This window comes from Fusobacterium sp. IOR10 (assembly GCF_010367435.1).
Classification (GTDB): domain Bacteria; phylum Fusobacteriota; class Fusobacteriia; order Fusobacteriales; family Fusobacteriaceae; genus Fusobacterium_B.
This window is the reverse complement of record NZ_WJWY01000008.1, coordinates 64,157-85,353: the sequence shown is the minus strand read 5'-3', so window position 1 is coordinate 85,353 and position 21,197 is coordinate 64,157. Positions and strand designations below refer to the sequence as shown.

The window sequence follows — 21,197 nt, the reverse complement described above, 5'->3', positions numbered from 1 at the left end:
ATCACATCCTTTCTTTTGGTGTCGCAACTTAATTGTAACGGATTTTTTTATTTGTCTCAATTTTTTTTTGCAAAAAATAAAGGCATTAGTATTTTTACAAATACCAACACCAAATATTATAGACCCATAATAATAAAAAAGATGAAAACAATTAATTGTTTTCATCTTTTATTTTACTCCATAGGTCACTTTTAGATCCAAGGACACATTTTCCATCAACTCTCATTGATAGACGTTTGGAACATCTCCCTATTTCCTCTATCATTAGCTCCTTTGGGATTGACATAACTGTTTTTCTAATATATTCATCAAATGAGTCATCACTGGGTAAATAATAATAAAATGACCATTTTCCTTCTTTTCTTTCGTGAATTAAATTTGAATTTTTTAAAATTTTCAAATGCTTTGATACATTATACTGGTTTTCTTCAAGAACATCAATTATCTCAGATACACTTATTTTTGAATCAATTGATAATAGTAACCATATTATCTTAAGTCTTGTTAGATCTGACAAAGCCTTAAAAATTGTTGTATAACGTTCAAATTGATTTATTTCAATGTTTTTCATATTAACCTCCTTACAAATATGCTTGTTCTAGCATATTCATAGTATACAGCTTTTAAATTAATTTGTAAAGAGGTAGCTACACCCTATCTAAATGAACATAAAAAATATCCCACCAGAAGTTGCAATGAAAAATACTGTTATTGCAAAGGCTGCAATTCCCTTTGGTTTTAACATTGAAGATAAAATTGCAAGCTCTGGTAAACTAGCTCCAGTACCTCCAATTAAAAGAGCTATAGCAGCTCCCATGCTCATTCCCTTTGTAAGCAATGTTCCTAAAAGAGGAATGGCCATTTCAATTCTTAAATATAAAGGGATACCTATTGCTGCAGCTATTGGAATAGCAAACCATGAGTCTCCCCCAGCATATTGCTCAACAATAGTATTTGGAATAAAGGCTAGGGCAATACCACTTATAGCAGCACCTATTAAAGCATATGGAGCAATTTGTTTAAATAATGCCCCTGCAAACTTCATAGCTCCCTTTACTTTGTCTCTATTTTCATTGCTAGGTGCAGATCCACAACATGTGCTTTTCTTAACAGTGGCACAACAACTTTTAGGTTGATTATTTGATTCACCACATGAGCTAGTGCTTTTTTTACTTGCAGCTATTTCTGCTAAATTTTTCACTTGATACTTTACTCTACTACGTCCCACTGTAAGCCCAGCTAGAATTGCTCCACAAAAAGTCCATAAAAAATATATAAGGGCAACTTTAAATCCAAAGGCACCAAAGATTATTCCAACTACAACAAAATTTGAAAGTGGTGCTGAAATTAAAAATGGTAGTACAGTTGTAAAGGGAGCAGACATTTCAATCATTCCCATTGCAACTGGAACCATAGAAGCACTACAAAAAGGTGTTAATATACCAATTGATGCTCCAGTTATAGCACCTTGTACAGTTTTTTGACCCTTTAATTTTTTTTGGAATTTTTCTTGGGGGATATATTCCTTAACAAATCCTGTAAAAATTGAGATAACCCCTATAATAATAATAAGTGCAGAGCCAACATGCCAAAATTCTCCAAGGGCTATCTTAAATTGTTCATTCATTTTAAAACCTCCATAATTTTTATATGCTCATAAGCGCTATTAAGCACATAAGATAATACTATTTTTTTTTATGTTTGTCAATTATTAAATTAATTGTATAAAAATAAAGCCAGTCTATAATAAGACTGGCTTAGGATTTGTAATTTTGAATTATTCTTCATTAGTGTGATTTTTCCTGATTTCATTTTGTATCAGACCAACTCCATCCCCAAAGGGTAATAATGTAAAGCTTGGATATATTTCATAAAGGTAGTCAATAAATTCATTTAATCTTCTAACTATAGTTTTAAATCTTTTTGGATATTCCTTGTATAAATATCCCCTGAACATAATGTTATCTATGAAAATAATTCCATCATCCTCTAATAATTTATATGAATCTTGAAAAAATCTTTTGTATTGACCTTTAGAAGCATCAATAAAGACAAAATCAAATTTTTCATTTAATTTTGGTATTTCTGTTAAAGCATCTCCAAGTATCATGTTAACATTTGTAAGTCCTGATTTCTTAAAATTTTCCTTAGCTTGAGCAAATCTAGTTTCATCAATTTCTATTGTAGTAAGTTTCCCATTATATTTTTTAGCAATATTTCCCATAAGAATACCAGAATAACCAATTGCAGTACCTATTTCTAGTATATTTTTACTTTTATTCATGTTCACCATAAATTCCAAATATTTAGCAACTTCTTTAGTTACAATTGGAACATTTTCTTTTTTAGCAAATTCTTCCATTTCCAATATAAGGGTATCTTCTTCTTTAATTTTGCTAATAACATATTCATTAGCTTCTTTTAATTCTTCAAGCATTTTTCCTCCTAAAACATATTAGCATTAATTTTTCTTTTTTCTAAGTTTGATAATATAAAAGTTATCAAGAACCTCTTCCTTATAGTTTATTAAGAATCCGTTAAAATCGTCATATTCTCCCTTTACATTTGAAGGAATCTCAACCTTAACACTTTCAAAGTCAGGGTTATTTTCTAAAAATTTAGCAATATTATCAGTGTTTTCTTCCTTTGTTATTGTACAAGTACTGTAAACTAATTCCCCATCATCCTTTAGAACCTTACTAGCAGAATCTAAAATATTATATTGAAGGGCAGAAAGCTCATTAACATTGTTCATATCCTTATTGTAAAGAGCCTCAGGTTTTTTTCTAATAACTCCATAACCACTGCAAGGGGCATCAACTAAAATTTTATCAAATTTTTTTCCCTGTTCTTTAACTTTAACAGCGTCCATTTTAACTGCTGTAATAATGTCTATTCCCATTTTTTTAGCATTGTTTTCTATTAATTTTAATTTATGAGGATATATGTCCAAAGCTAGGATTTCCCCTTGGTTTTTCATTAATTCTCCAATTAAAACAGTTTTACTACCAGGTGCAGAACAAGTGTCTAAAACTCTCTCTCCAGGTTTAGGGTCTAGTAATTTAACAGCTAAATAAGAAGAACCATCTTGAGCTATTATTTTTCCTTCCTTAAATTCCTTAAAGTATATAACTATTCCAGAATCAATATAGTAAACAGTATCTATTTTTTTCATTATATTTATATGTTCTGCTTCAAGAAGTTTTTCAAATTCTTCAGTTGAATATTTTAAAGTGTTTACTCTTACAGAAAGATAAGGTATTTTTTTTAGGGATTTTAAAACATTTTCACAATCCTTTCCATATTCAGATTCCATTTTTTTGTAGAACCATTTTGGATAAGAGTATAAAATATTTAATTTATGTTCATCTCTAAGATTTTCAATTTCCTTTTCTTTATCTCTTAAATAACTTCTTAAAACTCCATTTACAAATTTTCCAAGGGGATTACTGAATTTTCTTTTTGCAAGTTCAGCTCCTTCCCAAACAACACCAGCTTCGTCACTGTCCATAAAAGTTATTTGATAAATTGAAATTCTTAGAAGTTGTCTAAGCCAATCCTTTTTTATCACTGTAACTCTTTTATCAATCATAGTATCTAGAAAAATTTTATTTCTAATAACCCCATAAAAAACCTCTGTTATAAAGCCTCTTTCTTTGGCACTTAGGGGATTAGCCTTAAAATATTCATTTAGGGCAATATTTGAATATTTTCCTTTTTCAGTTTCAGATATTATAGAGATAATTCTCTTTTTGATATTCATAGTAGTACTTCCTTTTAATATATATTTTCCCTATTATTATACTATATTCTGAGTTTAATTAAAAGAAGGGAATAATAGTTTTTAGGTATTGACACTATAAAAAATATATGGTATTTTAACATTAGCAGTTAAACGCCACGAGTGCTAAAAAAAATAGGAGGAGAATTACAATGAGAAAAGAAACACAAAATTTTCAAGCAGAAACTAAAGAGCTATTAAATCTTATGGTTCATTCTATTTATAGTAATAAGGAGATATTTATAAGGGAACTTATATCAAACTCAAGTGATGCAATAGATAAATTAAAATTTAATTCTTTAACTAATGTTGAGTTATTAAATGATGGAAAAGATTTTAAAATAGTATTAAAGGGAGATAAAGATAAGGGAACATTGGAAATTCAAGACAATGGTATTGGAATGACCTTTGAAGAAGTTAATGAAAATATAGGAACAATAGCTAAATCAGGATCAAAGGCTTTTTTAGAAAAAATTAAAGAGGCAAAGGAGAATAAAGATTTAGATATAATAGGACAATTTGGTGTTGGATTCTATTCAGCATTTATGGTAGCTGATGAGATAACTTTATTAACTAAATCTCCATTATCTAAAACAACTGTAAAATGGTTATCAAATGGAGATGGAACATATGAAATAGAAGAAGTTGAAAATCTTGAAGATCTAGTAAGAGGAACAAAGATTATCTTACATTTAAAAGAAGATGACAAGGATTTTGCAGAGGAATACAGATTAAAATCCCTTGTTAAAAAACATTCAGGTTCTATAAAATACCCAGTAATGTTAGGGGAAGAAAAACTAAATAATGAAAAACCACTATGGAAATTAGATAAAAAAGATATTACAGATGAAATGTACAATGAATTTTATAAATCAACATTCTTTGATACAGAAAATCCTTTAATGAGTTTTAATTTTAAGGTTCAAGGATCTTTAGAATACAATGCAGTTTTATTTGTACCTGATAGAACTCCAATGGACTTCTATACTAAAGACTATAAAAGAGGATTACAACTATATTGCAAAAATGTATTTATAATGGAATCAGCTGAGAACTTAGTTCCAGAATATTTAAGATTCTTAAAGGGTGTAGTTGACACTGATAACCTATCTTTAAATATTTCAAGGGAAATTTTACAACAAAACAATGAACTAAGTAAAATATCTAAAAATTTAGAAAAGAAAATTCTAGGGGAATTCTCTAAACTACTAAAAACTGATAGGGAAAAATACATTAAATTCTGGGAAATATTTGGACAAACAATTAAATTTGGAATTCAAGAGTTATTTGGTTTAAACAAAGAAAAATTAAAAGATTTAGTAATATTTAAATCATCATTTGAAGATAAATATGTAACATTTAAAGAATATGTTGATAGAATGCCAAGTGATCAAGAAAGTATCTTCTATGTAACTGGAGAAAGTGAAGAAATGGTAAAATCTCTTCCTAAATTAAAAGCGTTAAAAGAAAAGGGATTTGAAATATTATACTTTACAGATAGAATAGATGAATTTACAATAAAAACATTGTCTGAATACAGTGGAAAGAAATTTAAATCAATAACTGCCTCTGACTTTAAATTAAATGAAGAGGAAGCAAAAAAAGATGAGGATTTGGAAAAGGAAAATAAAACTACACTTGATAAATTTAAAGAATTATTAGGGGATAAAATAGCAGAGGTAAAACTAGGAAATAACCTAGGTTCTTCAGCTGTGGCAATGACTTCAAAGGGAGAAATTTCTCTAGAAATGGAAAAAACTCTTTCTCAAATGCCTGGAAATGATAAAGTTAAAGCTGAAAAAATATTGGAATTAAATCCAGAACATCCTCTATTTGAAAAATTAAAAAATGCAAATGATGAGGAAGCTTCAGACTTACTAGAAATATTATATGATCAAGCACTTTTAATTGAAGGATTTAAAATAGAAAATCCAATAAAATTTGCTGAGAAATTAAATAAAATTTTATCTAAATAATTCTATTTAAAAGTATCATATTAGGAAGAAAATATTTTTAAGAGGAGAAAAGCTATGGATAGAAAAGAGGCCTTTAAATTTTTAGACAATCTAGCAAATGGGATTTCAGTTATGTTTGGATCAGAATGTGAAACAATAATCCATGATTTTAATACTGAAGACTGTATTGTGGCTTCTATTTACAATGGACATGTAACTGGAAGAAAAAAAGGGGATAAGTTAAACCTTTTAGGAATATATAATCTAGATGATATGAGAAATGGAAAGGATTTATACAATTGTTTAGGTAAAACAACTGATGGAAGAATGATAAAATCAACAACTTTTCATTTTAAATCTGATAATTTTCATTATGTTTTAGGTATAAACTTTGATTTCACAAAACTTTCAATTGCACAAAATGCAATATTTGACATTATAAAAACAGGAATTGATGTTTCCAAAGCTATTAATGAAAATCCCAATGAAAAGGTTATTCTTGAAATATTTGAAGAGGGACTTAGAACAATAGGAAAACCAGTTAAGGAAATGAATAAAAAAGAAAGAATGGAGCTTGTTAAATATATAAGTGACAATGGGGGATTTTCCCTAAAAAAAAGTATTCAAACTGTTGCTTTAAAAATGAATATATCAAGGTACACAATATATAATTATTTAAAAGAGTTTGGTATAGATATAGCTAAATAATTACTGTGGGACATGTTGATTTTTATAGATTAATATTGTATATATAGGGTAACTCCAAAAAAAGAAGGTGAGATTATGTATATTACAGATTTAGAAATTGAAAAGTATTTAAGAACTAGTGATTATGATTATTATGAAAAGGAAAAACACAGGGGAAGAATTGTAGATACAGAGTTAAAAATAGAAACAGGGAAAGTTGTTAAGGGAAATTTAAAAAGTGTAAAAATCTTTATGAGCAAACTTTCTAAAAGATTGTTTAAGGATAAATTTAGAGGGGATCATACAAGTGAAATAGAGGTAATAAAGGAAGCTGAACATCTATTACATAATAAATATAAAGATGTATTGGTGGAAGAAGAACTATTAACTCTTATAGAAGAGGAGCTAAATAAAATTTTCTAAAATACAAAAAAATTTGACATGTTAATTTATTTGTGATAGAATTACTCAAATTATAAAAAAGGAGGAAATCTTATGTTATTAGTAGTAAATATCAGGAGCAGGAGACTTTGTAAAAACAAATATTCTAGTTTTTTTAATGTTGCTAATAATGTTATGAACTCCTACCTATAGAAATAATATAATTTGAGAAGTCATAATAATTAATTAACTTGTTGATGTTTAACAAGGTAACATTTGAAAATATGTTACCTTGTTTTTTTGTACCTAAAAATAAAAATATGGAGGAAATTTATGAAAAAATTAATAGTTTTATGTGGGATGATATTAATGTGTGCCTTTACATTTGCAAAGGGCAGTAAGAGTATATATGTTGGGACTAATCCAGAGTTTTTCCCATTTGAGTATTTGGAAAATGGTGAAATGAAAGGTTTTGATGTGGAGCTTATGGAAAAAATAGGAGAAAAAATAGGAAAGGAAATTAAATGGAAGGATATGGCATTTGATGGATTATTACCAGCTTTACAAAGTAATAAATTAGATGTAATTATTGCAGGAATGACTGCAACTGATGACAGAAAGAAATTTGTTAACTTCTCACAAGCTTATTACACTTCAACTCAAAAGATTTTAGTTAATGAAGAAACAAATGATATAGACTCTTTAGAAAGCATGAAGGGAAAATCAGTTGGAGTTATATTAGGATATACTGGAGATGTTGCAGTTAGTAAAATAGAAGGTGTAGATGTTAAAAGATATAACGGAGCAGGTGAAGGTGTAATGGCTCTTAAGGCTAAAAAAGTAGACGCTGTTGTTTTAGATTCAGAACCAGCTAAAAACTATATTAAAAAGAATACAGGATTAAAATTAATTGATACTGATTTAGACAAGGAAGAATATGCTATAGCTGTATCAAAGGATAATAATGAATTAACAGAGGAAATAGACGGAGCACTTGAAGAACTTATGGAAGACGGAACTTATGATGAATTAATGGAAAAATATTTTAACTAAAAAGGAGAGTATATATAATGGAAACTAAAGAAAAGGTTGTACTAGCATATTCAGGAGGATTAGATACATCAGTTATAGTACCTTGGCTACAAGAAAATTATGATTTTGACGTTATTGCAGTTTCAGTTGACGTTGGTCAAAAGGAAGACTTTGAAGCTGTGGGAGAAAAAGCAGAGCATATAGGAGCTAAAAAATTCTACGCTGTTGATAAAAAACAAGAGTTAGTGGATGAATATATATTTCCAATGATAAAGGCAGGGGCAAAGTATGAAGGTAAATACTTACTTGGAACAGCTATAGCAAGACCAGTTATATCAAAGGGATTAGTTGAAATAGCTCAAAAAGAAGGAGCTAGTTATATAGTTCATGGTGCCACTGGTAAAGGGAACGATCAAGTTAGATTCGAGTTAGGTATAAAAGCTCTAGCTCCAAATATGAAAATAATAGCTCCTTGGCGTATTTGGGATATAAAATCTCGTAAACAAGAAATAGAATATTTAAAATCAAAGGGAGTTAAGCTACCTTTTAATGAAAAAACTTCATATAGTAGAGATGAAAATATTTTCCATATAAGTCATGAGGGATTAGATCTAGAAAATCCAGGAAATACTCCTAACTATGATGAATTACTTCAATGGGTAAAACCTTTGGAAAAAGCAAGTGATGAAGCTGAGTATGTAAATATAGACTTTGAAAAGGGTGTTCCAGTAGCTTTAAATGGTGAAAAAATGAAGGGTCTTAAAATACTTGAAACATTAAATAAATTAGGTGCAAAACATGGGGTTGGAGTTATAGATTTAGTTGAAAACAGACTAGTTGGAATGAAATCCCGTGGAGTATATGAAACTCCAGCAGGAACTATATTATATTTTGCCCATGAAGAACTAGAAAGACTATGTGTTGATAGAGATACAATTCAAGCTAAGGAAAAATTATCAAATGATATGGCTAAATTAATTTATAATGGTCAATGGTTTACAAAATATAGAAAATCAATATCAGCCTTTGTTGATGAAACACAAGAATTTGTAACTGGAACAGTTAAATTAAAATTATATAAAGGAAATATTATTTTACAAGGATTAGAATCAGATTGTTCTTTATATTCAGAAGATTTCTCAACTTTTGATGAGGATGAAGTATATAATCAAAAGGACGCAGCTGGATTTATCAATCTATTTGGTCTACCTATAAAAATAGAGGCTCTATTAAGAGGAAAAAAATAGGTGACTTCTCCTAGCACTTTGTGATAGAATTGTCGGTAATATAAAAAAGTTAGGAGAGTGACATATATGCCGATAAAAATATTTAAAGATTTGCCAGCTAAAGAAGTTTTAAAGGATGAAAATATTTTTGTGATGGATAATATAAGAGCAAAAACACAAGATATTAGACCTTTGGAAATTGCTATTTTAAATTTAATGCCAACTAAGGAAAAAACAGAGGAGCAATTATTAAGATTACTTAGTAATACTCCTCTACAAATAAATATAACTCTTCTTACTATGGAAAGCTATAGATCCAAAAATACTTCTAGAAAACATTTAGAGTCCTTTTATAAATTTTTCAGTGAAGTAAAGGATAAAAAGTTTGATGGGCTTATAATCACAGGGGCACCTGTGGAAAAGCTAGATTATGAAGAGGTTATGTACTGGAAAGAATTAAGTGAAATAATGAAGTGGTCAAAGACCAATGTATATTCAACATTTCATATATGTTGGGGAGCTCAAGCAGGGCTTTACTACAACTATGGAATAAACAAGAGACTTTTAGATAAAAAATTAAATGGGATTTTTAAACACACTATTGTAGATGATAAAATTCCTTTGGTGAGAGGTTTTGATCATGAATTTTTAGTACCCCATTCTAGAAATACAACTGTTGATATTGAAAGTTTTCAAAATGTTGATAATTTAGTGGTTTTATCAACTTCAAAGGAAGCAGGGGTGTATTTAGCAATGTCAAAGGATGGAAGGCAGATATTTGTATCTGGACATTCTGAATATGACGCAGATACTTTGAAAAATGAATATTTAAGGGATGTGGAAAAGGGTGAAAATCCTGAGCTTCCATTAAATTATTTTCCTGAAAATGATGTAACTAGGGAACCAATTTCAACGTGGAAATCCCACTCATATTTACTATATTCAAACTGGCTAAATTATTATGTATATCAAAGAACACCATTTAATATATGTGATATTTAAATGATAGCTATAGTATCTTGAATTATAGGAATAGTAGTGATATAATGGGGCTAGACTGAAAGAAGGTCTCATTTATAAAGTCACATGGGAGGAAAGCTGTGGAAGAAGTTAAAAATCACAAAAGAAAAGTTGGGCTACCCCCAGGAACTATTTTATATACAGGAAAAGAAGAAAGCAAATGTGATGTTAAGGTGGATGTATATTCCTTTGATGACAAGGGAATTGAAAAAAAATCTTTAAATTATTCAGATGACATTAGCTTTATAAAAACTAATAATAAATTTAATTGGGTAAATATAACAGGTGTTCACAATGTGGAGATTATAGAAAAAGTAGGGGAACTTTTTAACATTGACAGTTTAATCCTTGAGGATTTGGCAAATGTTAATCAAATGGTAAAAATTGAAGACAGGGGATCTTACTTATTCATTGTTTTAAAATCCATTGAAATGGTAGAAAGAAAAATAATTTATGACCAAGTTTCTTTTATTTTAGTAGGGAAGGTTTTAATTACCTTTCAAGAAAATTCCAAGGATATATTTGCTTCAATAAAAAAAAGATTGGAAACACCTAATTCTAAAATTGTAAAAAGAGGTATTAGATATCTTTCTTATGCTATAATAGATAACTTATTTGATAATTATTTTGAAATAATTGATTCTATAAATGGCAAGGTAGGTACTATGGAATACAATATTTTAAAGAAATTTAAAGAGGAGTATTTAGAAGAAATACTGTATCTAAAAAGAGAAGCCCTTGGTTTAAAGAAGATAACCTATTCAATGAGGGAGATAAATCTCAAGTTCTTTAATGAAGAGGTTTTAAATTATTTTGGAAAGGATTTGAAAAATTATTTTAGGGATTTATATGACCATATTACAAGTATATGTTCTTCTGTGGACAGTTTAACTTCTGATTCTTCAGAACTTTTACAAATATACTACACAACTGTTAATAATAATATGAACAGTGTTATGAAAATCCTTACAATTATTTCAACAATATTCATTCCCCTTAGTTTTTTAACAGGGTTATATGGAATGAACTTTAAACATATGCCTGAGCTAGAAAATCCAAATGGATATTTTTACACTTTAGGTGTTATGCTATTAATAATAGTGATTATGATAATTTATTTTAAAAAGAAAAAATGGTGGTAGTCGTACTAGAATCTAGTACGACTTTTATATATATATTATAAATTTTTTAATGCAGTTTCTAAATCTTCAATAATATCTTCTATGTCTTCAAGACCAACAGACAGTCTAACTAGCCCCTCATCAAGTCCAGCAGCCTTAAGCTCTTCCTTAGTGTATGGAGAGTGAGTCATTGAAGCAGGATGCTCAATTAATGTTTCAGTACATCCAAGACTAACAGCAAGGGTACAAAGTTCAACTGTATTTAAAAGCTTTTTACCAGCTTCAAATCCCCCTTGTAATTCAAAGGCTAGAGTTCCACCAAAGTTTATCATTTGTTTTTTAGCAATTTCATATCCCTTGTGAGATTCAAGACCAGGATAGTATACTTTTTTTATTTTAGGATGACCTTCTAAAAATCTAGCAACCTTTAGAGCACTTTCACAATGTCTTTCCATTCTAACTTGGAAAGTTTTTAAACCTCTGATTATTAAACTAGCCTCTGCAGGTGCTAAAACTGCACCAGTCATATCCTTTATTCCAACAAATCTAATTTGATCTAAATCTTCTTTTTTCCCAAGAACAAAACCTGCAAGTAAGTCTCCGTGACCATTAATATATTTTGTAGCTGAGTGAACAACTATGTCTGCACCTAAATCCAAAGGTTTTGACAATATGGAGATGCAAAGGTATTATCAACTATTAATTTAATATTTTCATAATTTTTAGCTATTTTACCAATAGCTTCAATGTCAACTATTTTTAAATTTGGGTTTGTTGGAGTTTCTAAATATATTATTTTAGTATTAGGTTTAATAGCATCTTTAACAGCTTGTAAATCAGATGTATCTATAAAACTAACTTCAACACCAAATCTAGAAATACCTGCATTTAAAAAGGCAAAGGCACATCCATATAGAGTTTTATCAGTAACTATATGATCTCCACTTTTAAGGAAAGTCCAAAATGTAGAACTGATTGCTCCCATTCCAGAGGCAGTACCAAGACCAGCTTCAGCATTTTCAAGTAGAGCTAATTTTTCTTCCACAACACTAACTGTAGGATTACCTAATCTACCGTAAATATACCCATCTTCTTCTAGGGCAAATCTTCTTCCCCCTTGTTCAGCAGAATCAAATATAAAAGTTGAACTTTGGAATATAGGTGTAGTTAGGGCTCCAAAGGCATTTTTTTTGCTTCCTCCATGTATTGATATTGTTCCAATTCCCTTGTTTTTTAAATTTGTCATAAGTTTCCTCCTAAATAAAAAAAGGCTCTATTACCATCCATCAAGTAATAGAGCCACTATATTAAAATTAGTGATTTTCATCTATCTGGAATTAGCACCACATATAAAATAGGTTGCTGAAACATCATCGGGCCAGTCCCTCAGTTTCTCTTGATGGATATTTAATTTCACTTATGATACAACAAATGAAAAAATTTGTCAATAAATTAAATAATTTTAATTTAGAAAATATAGCTAAATCCAGCATAGAATGATCTTTTTTCTTGAGGGATAACATAGGTATAGCTACCGCTACCACTAACATATCCAAAATATTCTTCATTAAACAAATTATTTATTCCCCCATAAATACTCATCCCATTTGGATGATTATATTTTAAGGATAGATCAACAACAGTATTTGATTTAACAATTCCATCTTCACTGCTAGTTTCCTTTGTAAAATTATTATAAGAACCTGTATATTTCCAAGTAAGACCTCCAGAGAAATTATCTGTGAAATTATAATTACCACTTAACATAATATTATGTTTTGGAACTTTTTTAAGTCCAGAATCAACTAGGGAAACTTCCCCTTTAAGCTCTTTTCCTTTATTGTTGTAATCTGATTTTCCCATTAAATAAGTATAACTTTCTTCAAAGGAAAATTTTCCAATTTTTTGACTAAGGGATGTTTCTAGCCCATATCTATGAGTTTTGTATAAATTGTCAGTTATCATATTTAAATGACCATTTGAAAAATGATAGAATCTATCCATTTGGTTATCAGTTTCATTATAGAAAAGTGTTAAATTAAAGGCAGAACCTAAAACATAGTCCCTTAATCCAACTTCATAAATATCAAAAATTTCATCCTCTGCATTTGTAAGTACAGTTGCTTTTTCACCATTTATATAGACCCTATCTGTTATTTCCATTCCATCTGGTCCAGTGAAACCTCTTTCATACCTAGCATAAATTTTACCAGTATCTCTATAGTTATATCCAGCAGATAGTTCATAGTTCCAGTTGTCCCTATGACTAGTTCCATTTAGAACTCCCCAACCACCAGCAGCTTTTTTAAAGGTACTCCAATCTGTTCTATCAAACCTAGCTCCTTGGGTAAATTCTAAATTTTTGTATTTGAAAATATTTAAGAAATAAAGGGCCTTAACATATCTTTCATAATCAAAATTTAATTGGTCAGCTTTGTAAGTGTCATTTCCATCTTTGTTAACTATGTATCCATATTTATCAACACTTTCCCCAGCACTAATATCAGGAACATCTCCACTGCTAACTTTTCTAGATGTAATATCGTCATAATTAATACTTGCATTTTGTTTGAAATAGTCTAAACCAAATAATATATTATTTTTTTCAGTGTACTTGTAGTTTAGTTTAGCCTTTATTCCATCAGTTTTTTGCTCAATTTTCTGATCACTTTCATATTCATAGGGATTATTTTTAAAATATCCCTCATTGTGAAAGGCATCAACTGATAAGTCAAGGTTATCACTAATATTTAAAGAATAACTTCCCTTCCAATTTTCCTCTAACCTATCAGCAATATTATATCCACTGATTCTTTTCTTTATTTTTTCCTTATTTTCATCAATTCCAACTGTAACTAGGCTAGTATCAGGGCGATAGTCTCTACCATAATTTTTAAGATTTCCACTTTTAACTGTTTTAATAAACTTCCCATCTTCCTCAAAACGGCTATATTTTAAGGCTACAGCTTGTTTATCACTTATTTTATAGTTAAAGCCTCCAGAAAAATATTCAGTGTTGTCAAAGGTATCTACAAAATACCAATCCTTTTCACTTTTAGAATAGTTTAATTGAACTGTTAAATTATCATTTATTTTTTCCCCAATATTAGCATAATATCTTTTTTCTTGGTCTATGGTAAATTCATAACCAACTTTGTTTTTAGGCTTTTCCATGGATTTTAAATTAGTTGTAATATTGATAACTCCCCCAACAGTACCATTACCATAAAGAACAGAACCTCCTCCAGGGATAACTTCAATTTTTTCAATTTGTTCCACAGGAACAATATCATAATTAGCTGTATAAGGATGATTTAATAAAAGAGTAATAGGGGCGCCATCAACTAAAACTTGGATATTTTTAGCAGCTTCCCCTTCCCCTTGACCTCTAATATCAATCTCTCCCCATCCACTTGTTCCAACAGTTACTCCAGGAATATCATCTAAAATTTCAGATACATTTTGATAACCCTTTTCAGCAATATCCTTTTCATCAATTACAATTACATTTTTAGTTGATTTTAATTTTTCAACTTCTATATAATCAGGGTTAATAATACTTTTTCCCAAAGTAACATCATTAGCTATAGCACAAGCAGACAAAGCTAAATAAAACAATAACAAACTTTTTTTCATCTTTCCTCCTCAAATTGAGACACTCTAATATTTAGTGTATCAAATTATATTTTAAAAATATTATACTATTAATAATTGAAATTTTTTTAAAATCACACAAAAATCACATAAAGGAGCTCATACTACAATGAATAAGTCACAATTTAATTAGAATGTCAAAGTATTCGTCACATAAAACATTTGACAAGATTCCATAAACGTAGTATTCTAAATGAAGTTAGTTTAGGCTAACTAAATTTTATTATTATTTTCATTAATATTTAAGGAGAGGAAAATGTTTGAAGTTAGGTATAAATCCCATCATGAGGTAAAAAATATAATTGATAATTTGTTAAAAAGAAATATAGGTACCAGTATTGGATTTAATAAAATATTAAATTCAGAACCTAGTGATAATCAGTGTGGAATATATGTGCATACTCCCTATTGTGATAAAATTTGTTCCTTTTGTAACATGAATAGAAAACAAATAAATAAGGGCTTAGGAGACTATGCTAATTATCTTTGTAAAGAATTTGAAAAATATGGAGAAAGAAAATATGTTAAGGGAAATGAAATTTCAGTTGTATTTTTTGGTGGAGGAACTCCAACTGTTTACAAGGAAGAGGAACTTGAAAAAATTCTTGTTGCATTGAAGAAAAATTTTAAATTTTCAAAGGATTGTGAAATAACCTTTGAAAGTACTATTCATAATTTAAGTATAGAGAAATTAAAAATTATGGAAAAGTATGGGGTAAATAGAATAAGTATTGGTGTACAAACTTTTTCAAATAGAGGAAGAAAATTATTAAATAGAACTTATGATAAAGAAACTGTTATTAAGAAATTAAAAGAAATTAAAGAAAACTTTAATGGGCTTTTGTGCATAGATATTATTTATAATTATCCTGGGGAAACTTTAGAAGAATTAGAAGAGGATGCAAAAATTTTATGTGAACTAAAAGTTGATAGTTCTAGTTTCTATTCTCTTATGATACAAGGGGGATCTAAAATTGCCAAAGAAAGGGCAGAGGATAAAATCTTTTTTAAATATAGTTTAAAAAGGGATATGGAACTGCATAATAGATTTTTAGAGATAACCTTAAACAATGGATACAAGGTGTTGGAACATACTAAAATATCAAATGGAAAGGACCAATATAAATATATAGATAATATTAATAGATGCAAAAATTTACTTGCCATTGGAAATGGTTCAGGGGGAAGAGTTGAAGATATTGAATATTATAACTTAAACAGGATGGTTTCTTTTTATTCTAGAGATTCTGAATTTAAATATAATTTAAAAAAACTTTCAGGTATTATGCAGTTTAAAAGTGTTAATCTTTCTGAAATACAGAATTTATCAGGATGTCATTACAGGGAAGTTTATAAATTGCTACAGAATATGGAAGAAAAAGGATTAATTGAAATATCAGATTCAAGTTATACTTATACAATAGATGGAGTTTTTTGGGGGAATAGCATAACTGCTGAAGTTGTAAAAATGATTATAAATTTAGAAAAAGGAAAATAATTATGAAAAAATTATTATTTATAGTTGGAATAATTTTTTTGGTATTAGGGTTTGTAGGAATAGTTCTACCTCTTTTGCCAACAACACCTTTTTTACTTGTTAGTTGTTATTGCTTTAGCAAGTCTTCTGATAAATTTTATAAATATTTAACAGAAAATAAATTTTTTGGTGGATATATAAAGGATTATAAGGAAAAGAGAGGGATAACTTTAAAAAATAAAATATCAGCATTAATTTTTGTTTTTCTAAGTATAGGCTATTCAATTTATAAGGTGGAAAACATATATTTGAAATGTTTTTTAGTTTTAGTTTTAATAGGGGGATCTTATCATATTTCAAGTTTAAAAAATTTAAATAAAAAAAATTATGGAGGTTAGATAAATGTCGTATTATTTAAAAGTTGGAGGACCATTAATGTGGGTACTCTTTGGACTTTCTGTTTTATCTTTAACAATTATATTAGAAAGGGTATTTTATTTTTTCTTTAGGGAAAAATATTTGAAAAAGACTTTTAAGTCAGAAATTATATATGCAGTTTCTAACAATAGAATGGAAGTTGCCAATAAACTTTGTGACAGGGAAAAAAATACAATAGGTGCAACAGTTAAGGAATTTTTAATTCGTTTTGATGAAAATGGAGATTTTTATCATTTTGATCAGCTTGTTAAAGAAATAGCCATGGAAAGAATAAGTTTGTTAGAAAAAAGATTATATATTTTAGGAATTATAGGTTATATTGCCCCTATGATAGGTCTTCTTGGAACAGTCACTGGTATGATCCATGCTTTTAGAAATTTAGCAACTTATGGAGCTGGGGATCCAGCAGTTGTGGCAAATGGAATTTCCCAAGCATTACTAACAACAGCAGCAGGACTGTCAATAGCAATACCAGCTATAGTTGTATATAATTTCTTAAATAAAAGAATAGAGCAAGTTGAGGAAGATATAGATAAAATAACTACAAATCTTATAAATGTAATTAGAAAGAAATAGGAGGGAGAAATGGGAAGATATAGAAAAAAAAGAGAACTTTTAGCTATAGATTTAACTCCTCTCATAGATGTTGTTTTTTTACTACTTATATTTTTTATGGTAACAACAACCTTTGATAAATACGGACAAATAGATATAGAAGTTCCAACAGCTAACATGGACATAAAGGATAAAAAAGTCCCAGTTGAAATAGTTATAGATAAAAACGAAAAATATTATATAATAAAAAATGGTGAAAAAAAACAAATAGATATTGATAATCTCAATGAAGTTTTCCAAGGAACTGACTCAGTGTCTGTAACAGGAGATAAAAATTTAAAATATCAAATAATTATAGATGTGATTACTAAAATAAAAAAACAAGGAATAAAAAATTTAGGAATCAACTTCAATGAATAAAAAACAGGAGGAATATAAATGAAATATTTTTTATTTGCCCTTTTAATTCATCTAGGTTTTTTTCTTAAATTTAATAATATACATAAAACTTTAGGTAACCCTAATTTTTCCTCTAGGTCAACTGTGCCAATATCCTATAATATTAAAAACAAAGAACAAAGGGTTGACAATGTAAAGAAAGTAAAGGGAAGCAATGAAACAGTTCCTAAAAAAGAAGAGGTATTAAAAGAGAAAGCAAAGAAAAAAAAGAATAATGATTTTAAAAGTAAAATGAAAAGGAAAAAAAATGTAATTAAAAAGAAAAAAAATGAAATCAAGAAAAAAATTGTTCCTAAAAAACTTGGAAACTTTGTAGCTAATTCAGATGGTAGCTACACTTCATATTCTTCCAAGGGAATTCAGTTTAAAATTCTAAGACAAATAGATCCAGATTATCCAAGGCAGGCTGAAATAATTAGATATTCTAAAGATGTGGTAGTAACAGTGAGATTTTTAGTTAATACCAAGGGAATGATTCAAGATATTAAAATAATTAAATCCCATGAAAAATTTGGTTTTGATAGGGCAGTGATAGAAAGTTTAAAAAAATGGAGATTTAAACCAATTACATTTAATGGGAAAAAAATGAATGTATATTTTAACAAAGAATTTGTATTTAAAGCAAGATCATAAAAAAGGAGAGTGAAAATGAAAACATTAATTGCATATTCAACAAAAACAGGAAATACTGAAAAGGTAGCTATATCAATAGGTGAAGGAATAGAAAATTCTCACGTTAAAAATATTAAAGAAATTAAAGATGTAGCTAGTTTAGATTATGATTTTATAATAGTTGGAGCTTGGATAGATAGGGGAACTGCCAATAAAGAAGCCTTTGATTTTATAAATAAAATAAAAAACAAAAAAATAGGTTTCTTCTTTACTTTAGGAGCTTACCCAAATTCAGATCATGCTAAAGATTGTACTAAAAAAATAGAAGAACTGTTTACTAAAAATAATAATAAAGTGATAGGACACTATCTATGTCAAGGTGCTATTGACCCTAAACTAATAGAATTTATGAGAAAACAATTTCCAGCAGGTCATCCCCATGGACCTAACCCTGACAGAATAAAAAGATGGAGTGATGTAAGTTCCCATCCTAATTTAGAAGATTTACAAGGGGCCAAATTAAAATTTAAGAAATTGGTAGAAGAGATAAATGGGTAATCCCCTTATAAGTATTGGGGTCATAGGTGGAGATGATTTAATTAATAGGTTAAAGGAAAAATTATCATATGATTTTGTAAATCCCTTGGAAGAGGGAAGGGAATTTAAAATATTAATAATAAAATTAGATAGGGATAGTAATTTTTATGAAAATTTAAAATTTTATTATAATTTAAATGTCTCATTAATTATTCTTCTAGAAAAGGATAATATTAAGGAGATGAGGTCTCTATTTTTGCTTAATATAGTTGATGACTGTATTTTAAAGGATGATTATTTTGAAATAGAAAAAAGTATTAAAATATCTTTAAATAAGAGAAAAAATTGTAGGCAGTTTTTTATTAATGATACTTATCAAAAGGGAATAATAGATTTTAATGAAATAAAATATATTGATTTTTCAAGAATTGAAAGAAGAGTAAATTTTCATTTGGAGGATAAAAATGTATTTTCTTTAAAAAGAACCTTTGGATCAGTTGAAAAAAAATTAAAGGACATAAGGGATTTTTTCAAAATAGAAAGAGGTCTAATAGTAAATCTAGAACAGATTAAAATTTTAGATTACAGGGAAGAGAGGATAATATTTAAGGATTATTCTTGCTTATACATTAGTAAAATAAAATTAAAAAAATTAGAGGAACAAAAAAGCTTAATGGGAAATAAAATAATAATATAAAATAGCTGAAAAATAAACATCCTAAAACCTTGGAAAACAGTCCAAAAATAGGATGTTTTTTTCAATAAATCACCAAAAAAACATAAAAAACAAATCGAAATAAAAAAAATTCAAAAATTCAAAAAATAAATATAAAAAAAAGTCCATAAATGTGATAATATGTTATAATTTAAATGTTAGATAGTTTATCTAAGTTAAAAAATTTAGGAGGAAAAATGAAAAATAATTTAATGTTTAAAGTAAAAGAGGAAAATGAACTAATGAAGTTTTTATTAGAAAATCTTCAAGGTAAAAATAAAAACAATATAAAATCTCTTTTAAAAAATGGTCAAATTTTAGTAAATAATGCAAGAATATCTCAGTTTAATCATAAATTACAAATTGGAGACGATGTAATGGTCTCAAGATCAAGAATTACAGAAAATAGTTTAAGAGGTATCAATGTAGTATTTGAAGATAAGGATATAATAGCTATTGAAAAGGCAGAAGGATTACTTTCAATGGCATCAGACAAGGAAAAGGAAAAAACAGCATATAATATAGTAAGAACATATGTTAAGGCAAAGGATCCAAATGATAAGGTATTTATAGTTCATAGACTTGATAGGGGAACATCTGGAATTATGATATTTGCTAAAAATCCAGAAACTCAACAAAAATTACAAAGTAAATGGGCAGAAACTGTAAAGGAAAGAAAGTATGTTGCAGTTGTAGAGGGAAGAGTTGAAAAGGATAAGGATACATTGATCACTTATTTAAAAGAAAATTCTGCAATGGTAACTTATTCAAACATTAAACCAATAGAAGGTTCTAAAAAAGCAATAACTCACTATGAGGTTTTAAGTAGAAGTAAAGGTTATTCATTAGTTGAGGCAAATATAGAAACAGGAAGAAAAAATCAAATTCGTGTTCATATGCAAAGTATAGGACATAGTGTTGCAGGGGATAAAAAATATGGAGCTAAAACTAGTCCACTTAAAAGACTTTGTTTACATGCAAGAACTATAGTATTCATCCATCCAACAACTGGAAAAACAATAACTCTTTCAACTAAAATCCCAACAAGATTTGCAAGTATGTTTAAAGAAAATAAAATAATTAGAGAAAAAAATAATGCAGGGGAGAAAAATGATAATCGTAAGTAGTTGTCTATGTGGTATAAACTGCAAATACAATGGGAAAAATAATTTAAATGAAAATATATTAAAGCTAGTAAATGAAGGCTTAGCAGTTCCAATTTGTCCAGAACAACTAGGAGGACTTAAAACCCCTAGAAAACCTGCTGAGATTATAGAGGAAAATGGTAAATTAAAAGTTGTAACATCTGAAGGAACAGATGTTACAAAGGAATATATACAAGGTGGAAAAAGAGCTTGTGAAATAGCTAAACTTGTAGGTGCTAAAAAAGCAATATTACAAAGAAGAAGCCCATCTTGTGGATTAAATAAAATATATGATGGAAGCTTTTCTAAAAAGCTTATTTCTGGAAATGGAATAACTGTTAGAATGCTTTTGGAAAATGGAATAGAAGTAATATCTGATGAAGAATATAATAAGGACTAAAA

21 protein-coding genes, 1 pseudogene and 1 riboswitch are annotated in these 21,197 nt (G+C 28.3%); of the genes and pseudogenes, 16 read left to right on the top strand and 6 right to left on the bottom strand.

The genetic code is table 11. The annotated features are described in order from the left end of the window. Positions 1 to 151: 151 nt before the first annotated feature. The 4 genes from GIL12_RS03615 to rsmB all read right to left on the bottom strand — a co-directional run bounded on the left by GIL12_RS03615 (position 152) and on the right by rsmB (position 3,763). Positions 152 to 571 (bottom strand): metalloregulator ArsR/SmtB family transcription factor, encoded by a 420-nt coding sequence (locus GIL12_RS03615; protein WP_163468993.1) that lies wholly within the window; start codon positions 569 to 571, stop codon positions 152 to 154. Positions 572 to 658: 87 nt separating this feature from the next. Then, positions 659 to 1,627, bottom strand: a complete 969-nt coding sequence (locus GIL12_RS03610; protein WP_163468992.1) for a permease — start codon at positions 1,625 to 1,627, stop codon at positions 659 to 661. 150 nt (positions 1,628 to 1,777) lie between these two features. Next, a complete protein-coding gene (locus tag GIL12_RS03605) occupies positions 1,778 to 2,437 on the bottom strand; it encodes an O-methyltransferase (RefSeq protein ID WP_163468991.1) in 660 nt (219 codons plus the stop codon). A gap of 24 nt (positions 2,438 to 2,461) precedes the next feature. Then, complete coding sequence (gene rsmB / locus GIL12_RS03600) at positions 2,462 to 3,763, bottom strand: 16S rRNA (cytosine(967)-C(5))-methyltransferase RsmB (protein WP_163468990.1); 1,302 nt, start codon at positions 3,761 to 3,763, stop codon at positions 2,462 to 2,464. Between the two features lie 170 nt (positions 3,764 to 3,933). Here rsmB and htpG point away from each other — a divergent pair, with 170 nt between their 5' ends. The 7 genes from htpG (at position 3,934) to corA (ending at position 11,224) form a co-directional block, all read left to right on the top strand. Next, positions 3,934 to 5,757 (top strand): molecular chaperone HtpG, encoded by a 1,824-nt coding sequence (htpG, locus tag GIL12_RS03595; RefSeq protein WP_163468989.1) that lies wholly within the window; start codon positions 3,934 to 3,936, stop codon positions 5,755 to 5,757. Positions 5,758 to 5,811: 54 nt separating this feature from the next. After that, positions 5,812 to 6,444 (top strand): transcriptional regulator, encoded by a 633-nt coding sequence (locus GIL12_RS03590; RefSeq protein WP_163468988.1) that lies wholly within the window; start codon positions 5,812 to 5,814, stop codon positions 6,442 to 6,444. Between the two features lie 75 nt (positions 6,445 to 6,519). Further along, on the top strand, positions 6,520 to 6,846 hold the full coding sequence (locus GIL12_RS03585) for a hypothetical protein (protein ID WP_163468987.1): 327 nt from the start codon (positions 6,520 to 6,522) through the stop codon (positions 6,844 to 6,846). Between the two features lie 291 nt (positions 6,847 to 7,137). After that, positions 7,138 to 7,857, top strand: a complete 720-nt coding sequence (locus tag GIL12_RS03580) for a basic amino acid ABC transporter substrate-binding protein (RefSeq protein WP_163468986.1) — start codon at positions 7,138 to 7,140, stop codon at positions 7,855 to 7,857. Positions 7,858 to 7,874: 17 nt separating this feature from the next. Then, positions 7,875 to 9,083, top strand: a complete 1,209-nt coding sequence (locus tag GIL12_RS03575; protein ID WP_163468985.1) for an argininosuccinate synthase — start codon at positions 7,875 to 7,877, stop codon at positions 9,081 to 9,083. A gap of 66 nt (positions 9,084 to 9,149) precedes the next feature. Further along, the gene (gene metA, locus GIL12_RS03570; protein ID WP_163468984.1) at positions 9,150 to 10,064 is read left to right on the top strand and encodes a homoserine O-succinyltransferase; all 915 of its coding nucleotides are present in this window, start codon (positions 9,150 to 9,152) and stop codon (positions 10,062 to 10,064) included. A 98-nt stretch (positions 10,065 to 10,162) separates the two neighbouring features. Further along, entirely contained in the window at positions 10,163 to 11,224 is a 1,062-nt protein-coding gene (corA, locus tag GIL12_RS03565) for a magnesium/cobalt transporter CorA (protein WP_163468983.1), read from the top strand. Between the two features lie 35 nt (positions 11,225 to 11,259). On the opposite strand, the pseudogene megL reads toward corA, so the two are convergent. Continuing rightward, positions 11,260 to 12,449, bottom strand: a pseudogene (megL, locus tag GIL12_RS03560) (methionine gamma-lyase). Between the two features lie 74 nt (positions 12,450 to 12,523). After that, positions 12,524 to 12,609: riboswitch (SAM riboswitch) on the bottom strand. Positions 12,610 to 12,670: 61 nt separating this feature from the next. Then, complete coding sequence (locus GIL12_RS03555) at positions 12,671 to 14,839, bottom strand: TonB-dependent receptor (protein WP_163468982.1); 2,169 nt, start codon at positions 14,837 to 14,839, stop codon at positions 12,671 to 12,673. A 274-nt stretch (positions 14,840 to 15,113) separates the two neighbouring features. On the opposite strand from GIL12_RS03555, the gene GIL12_RS03550 reads away from it, so the two are divergent. From GIL12_RS03550 to GIL12_RS03510, 9 genes are all read left to right on the top strand, one after another. Next, entirely contained in the window at positions 15,114 to 16,355 is a 1,242-nt protein-coding gene (locus tag GIL12_RS03550) for a coproporphyrinogen-III oxidase family protein (RefSeq protein WP_163468981.1), read from the top strand. 2 nt (positions 16,356 to 16,357) lie between these two features. Then, the gene (locus GIL12_RS03545) at positions 16,358 to 16,732 is read left to right on the top strand and encodes a YbaN family protein (RefSeq protein WP_239056049.1); all 375 of its coding nucleotides are present in this window, start codon (positions 16,358 to 16,360) and stop codon (positions 16,730 to 16,732) included. A gap of 4 nt (positions 16,733 to 16,736) precedes the next feature. Beyond that, positions 16,737 to 17,348 (top strand): MotA/TolQ/ExbB proton channel family protein, encoded by a 612-nt coding sequence (locus tag GIL12_RS03540; protein ID WP_163468980.1) that lies wholly within the window; start codon positions 16,737 to 16,739, stop codon positions 17,346 to 17,348. 9 nt (positions 17,349 to 17,357) lie between these two features. Continuing rightward, positions 17,358 to 17,747 carry a biopolymer transporter ExbD gene (locus GIL12_RS03535; RefSeq protein ID WP_163468979.1) on the top strand — a complete coding sequence of 130 codons (390 nt, stop codon included), beginning with the start codon at positions 17,358 to 17,360 and terminating at the stop codon, positions 17,745 to 17,747. A gap of 18 nt (positions 17,748 to 17,765) precedes the next feature. Then, a complete protein-coding gene (locus tag GIL12_RS03530; RefSeq protein WP_163468978.1) occupies positions 17,766 to 18,419 on the top strand; it encodes an energy transducer TonB in 654 nt (217 codons plus the stop codon). A gap of 15 nt (positions 18,420 to 18,434) precedes the next feature. Beyond that, a complete protein-coding gene (locus GIL12_RS03525; RefSeq protein ID WP_163468977.1) occupies positions 18,435 to 18,956 on the top strand; it encodes a flavodoxin family protein in 522 nt (173 codons plus the stop codon). Then, positions 18,949 to 19,632: a LytTR family transcriptional regulator DNA-binding domain-containing protein gene (locus GIL12_RS03520; RefSeq protein ID WP_163468976.1), complete on the top strand. Its 684-nt coding sequence runs from the start codon at positions 18,949 to 18,951 to the stop codon at positions 19,630 to 19,632. The genes GIL12_RS03525 and GIL12_RS03520 overlap by 8 nt, the downstream gene beginning before the upstream one ends. A gap of 215 nt (positions 19,633 to 19,847) precedes the next feature. After that, positions 19,848 to 20,777 carry an RluA family pseudouridine synthase gene (locus GIL12_RS03515; protein WP_239056048.1) on the top strand — a complete coding sequence of 310 codons (930 nt, stop codon included), beginning with the start codon at positions 19,848 to 19,850 and terminating at the stop codon, positions 20,775 to 20,777. Beyond that, positions 20,761 to 21,195, top strand: coding sequence for a DUF523 domain-containing protein (locus tag GIL12_RS03510; RefSeq protein ID WP_163468974.1), 435 nt, complete (start codon positions 20,761 to 20,763; stop codon positions 21,193 to 21,195). The genes GIL12_RS03515 and GIL12_RS03510 overlap by 17 nt, the downstream gene beginning before the upstream one ends. Positions 21,196 to 21,197: the final 2 nt, after the last annotated feature.

What these genes read in the sequence shown, in the direction of transcription:
- GIL12_RS03615 (WP_163468993.1), bottom strand. Translation starts at nt 571, where the DNA reads ATGAAAAACATTGAAATAAATCAATTTGAACGTTATACAACAATTTTT.
- GIL12_RS03610 (WP_163468992.1), bottom strand. Translation starts at nt 1,627, where the DNA reads ATGAATGAACAATTTAAGATAGCCCTTGGAGAATTTTGGCATGTTGGC.
- GIL12_RS03605 (WP_163468991.1), bottom strand. Translation starts at nt 2,437, where the DNA reads ATGCTTGAAGAATTAAAAGAAGCTAATGAATATGTTATTAGCAAAATT.
- rsmB (WP_163468990.1), bottom strand. Translation starts at nt 3,763, where the DNA reads ATGAATATCAAAAAGAGAATTATCTCTATAATATCTGAAACTGAAAAA.
- htpG (WP_163468989.1), top strand. Translation starts at nt 3,934, where the DNA reads ATGAGAAAAGAAACACAAAATTTTCAAGCAGAAACTAAAGAGCTATTA.
- GIL12_RS03590 (WP_163468988.1), top strand. Translation starts at nt 5,812, where the DNA reads ATGGATAGAAAAGAGGCCTTTAAATTTTTAGACAATCTAGCAAATGGG.
- GIL12_RS03585 (WP_163468987.1), top strand. Translation starts at nt 6,520, where the DNA reads ATGTATATTACAGATTTAGAAATTGAAAAGTATTTAAGAACTAGTGAT.
- GIL12_RS03580 (WP_163468986.1), top strand. Translation starts at nt 7,138, where the DNA reads ATGAAAAAATTAATAGTTTTATGTGGGATGATATTAATGTGTGCCTTT.
- GIL12_RS03575 (WP_163468985.1), top strand. Translation starts at nt 7,875, where the DNA reads ATGGAAACTAAAGAAAAGGTTGTACTAGCATATTCAGGAGGATTAGAT.
- metA (WP_163468984.1), top strand. Translation starts at nt 9,150, where the DNA reads ATGCCGATAAAAATATTTAAAGATTTGCCAGCTAAAGAAGTTTTAAAG.
- GIL12_RS03555 (WP_163468982.1), bottom strand. Translation starts at nt 14,839, where the DNA reads ATGAAAAAAAGTTTGTTATTGTTTTATTTAGCTTTGTCTGCTTGTGCT.
- GIL12_RS03550 (WP_163468981.1), top strand. Translation starts at nt 15,114, where the DNA reads ATGTTTGAAGTTAGGTATAAATCCCATCATGAGGTAAAAAATATAATT.
- GIL12_RS03545 (WP_239056049.1), top strand. Translation starts at nt 16,358, where the DNA reads ATGAAAAAATTATTATTTATAGTTGGAATAATTTTTTTGGTATTAGGG.
- GIL12_RS03540 (WP_163468980.1), top strand. Translation starts at nt 16,737, where the DNA reads ATGTCGTATTATTTAAAAGTTGGAGGACCATTAATGTGGGTACTCTTT.
- GIL12_RS03535 (WP_163468979.1), top strand. Translation starts at nt 17,358, where the DNA reads ATGGGAAGATATAGAAAAAAAAGAGAACTTTTAGCTATAGATTTAACT.
- GIL12_RS03530 (WP_163468978.1), top strand. Translation starts at nt 17,766, where the DNA reads ATGAAATATTTTTTATTTGCCCTTTTAATTCATCTAGGTTTTTTTCTT.
- GIL12_RS03525 (WP_163468977.1), top strand. Translation starts at nt 18,435, where the DNA reads ATGAAAACATTAATTGCATATTCAACAAAAACAGGAAATACTGAAAAG.
- GIL12_RS03520 (WP_163468976.1), top strand. Translation starts at nt 18,949, where the DNA reads ATGGGTAATCCCCTTATAAGTATTGGGGTCATAGGTGGAGATGATTTA.
- GIL12_RS03515 (WP_239056048.1), top strand. Translation starts at nt 19,848, where the DNA reads ATGAAAAATAATTTAATGTTTAAAGTAAAAGAGGAAAATGAACTAATG.
- GIL12_RS03510 (WP_163468974.1), top strand. Translation starts at nt 20,761, where the DNA reads ATGATAATCGTAAGTAGTTGTCTATGTGGTATAAACTGCAAATACAAT.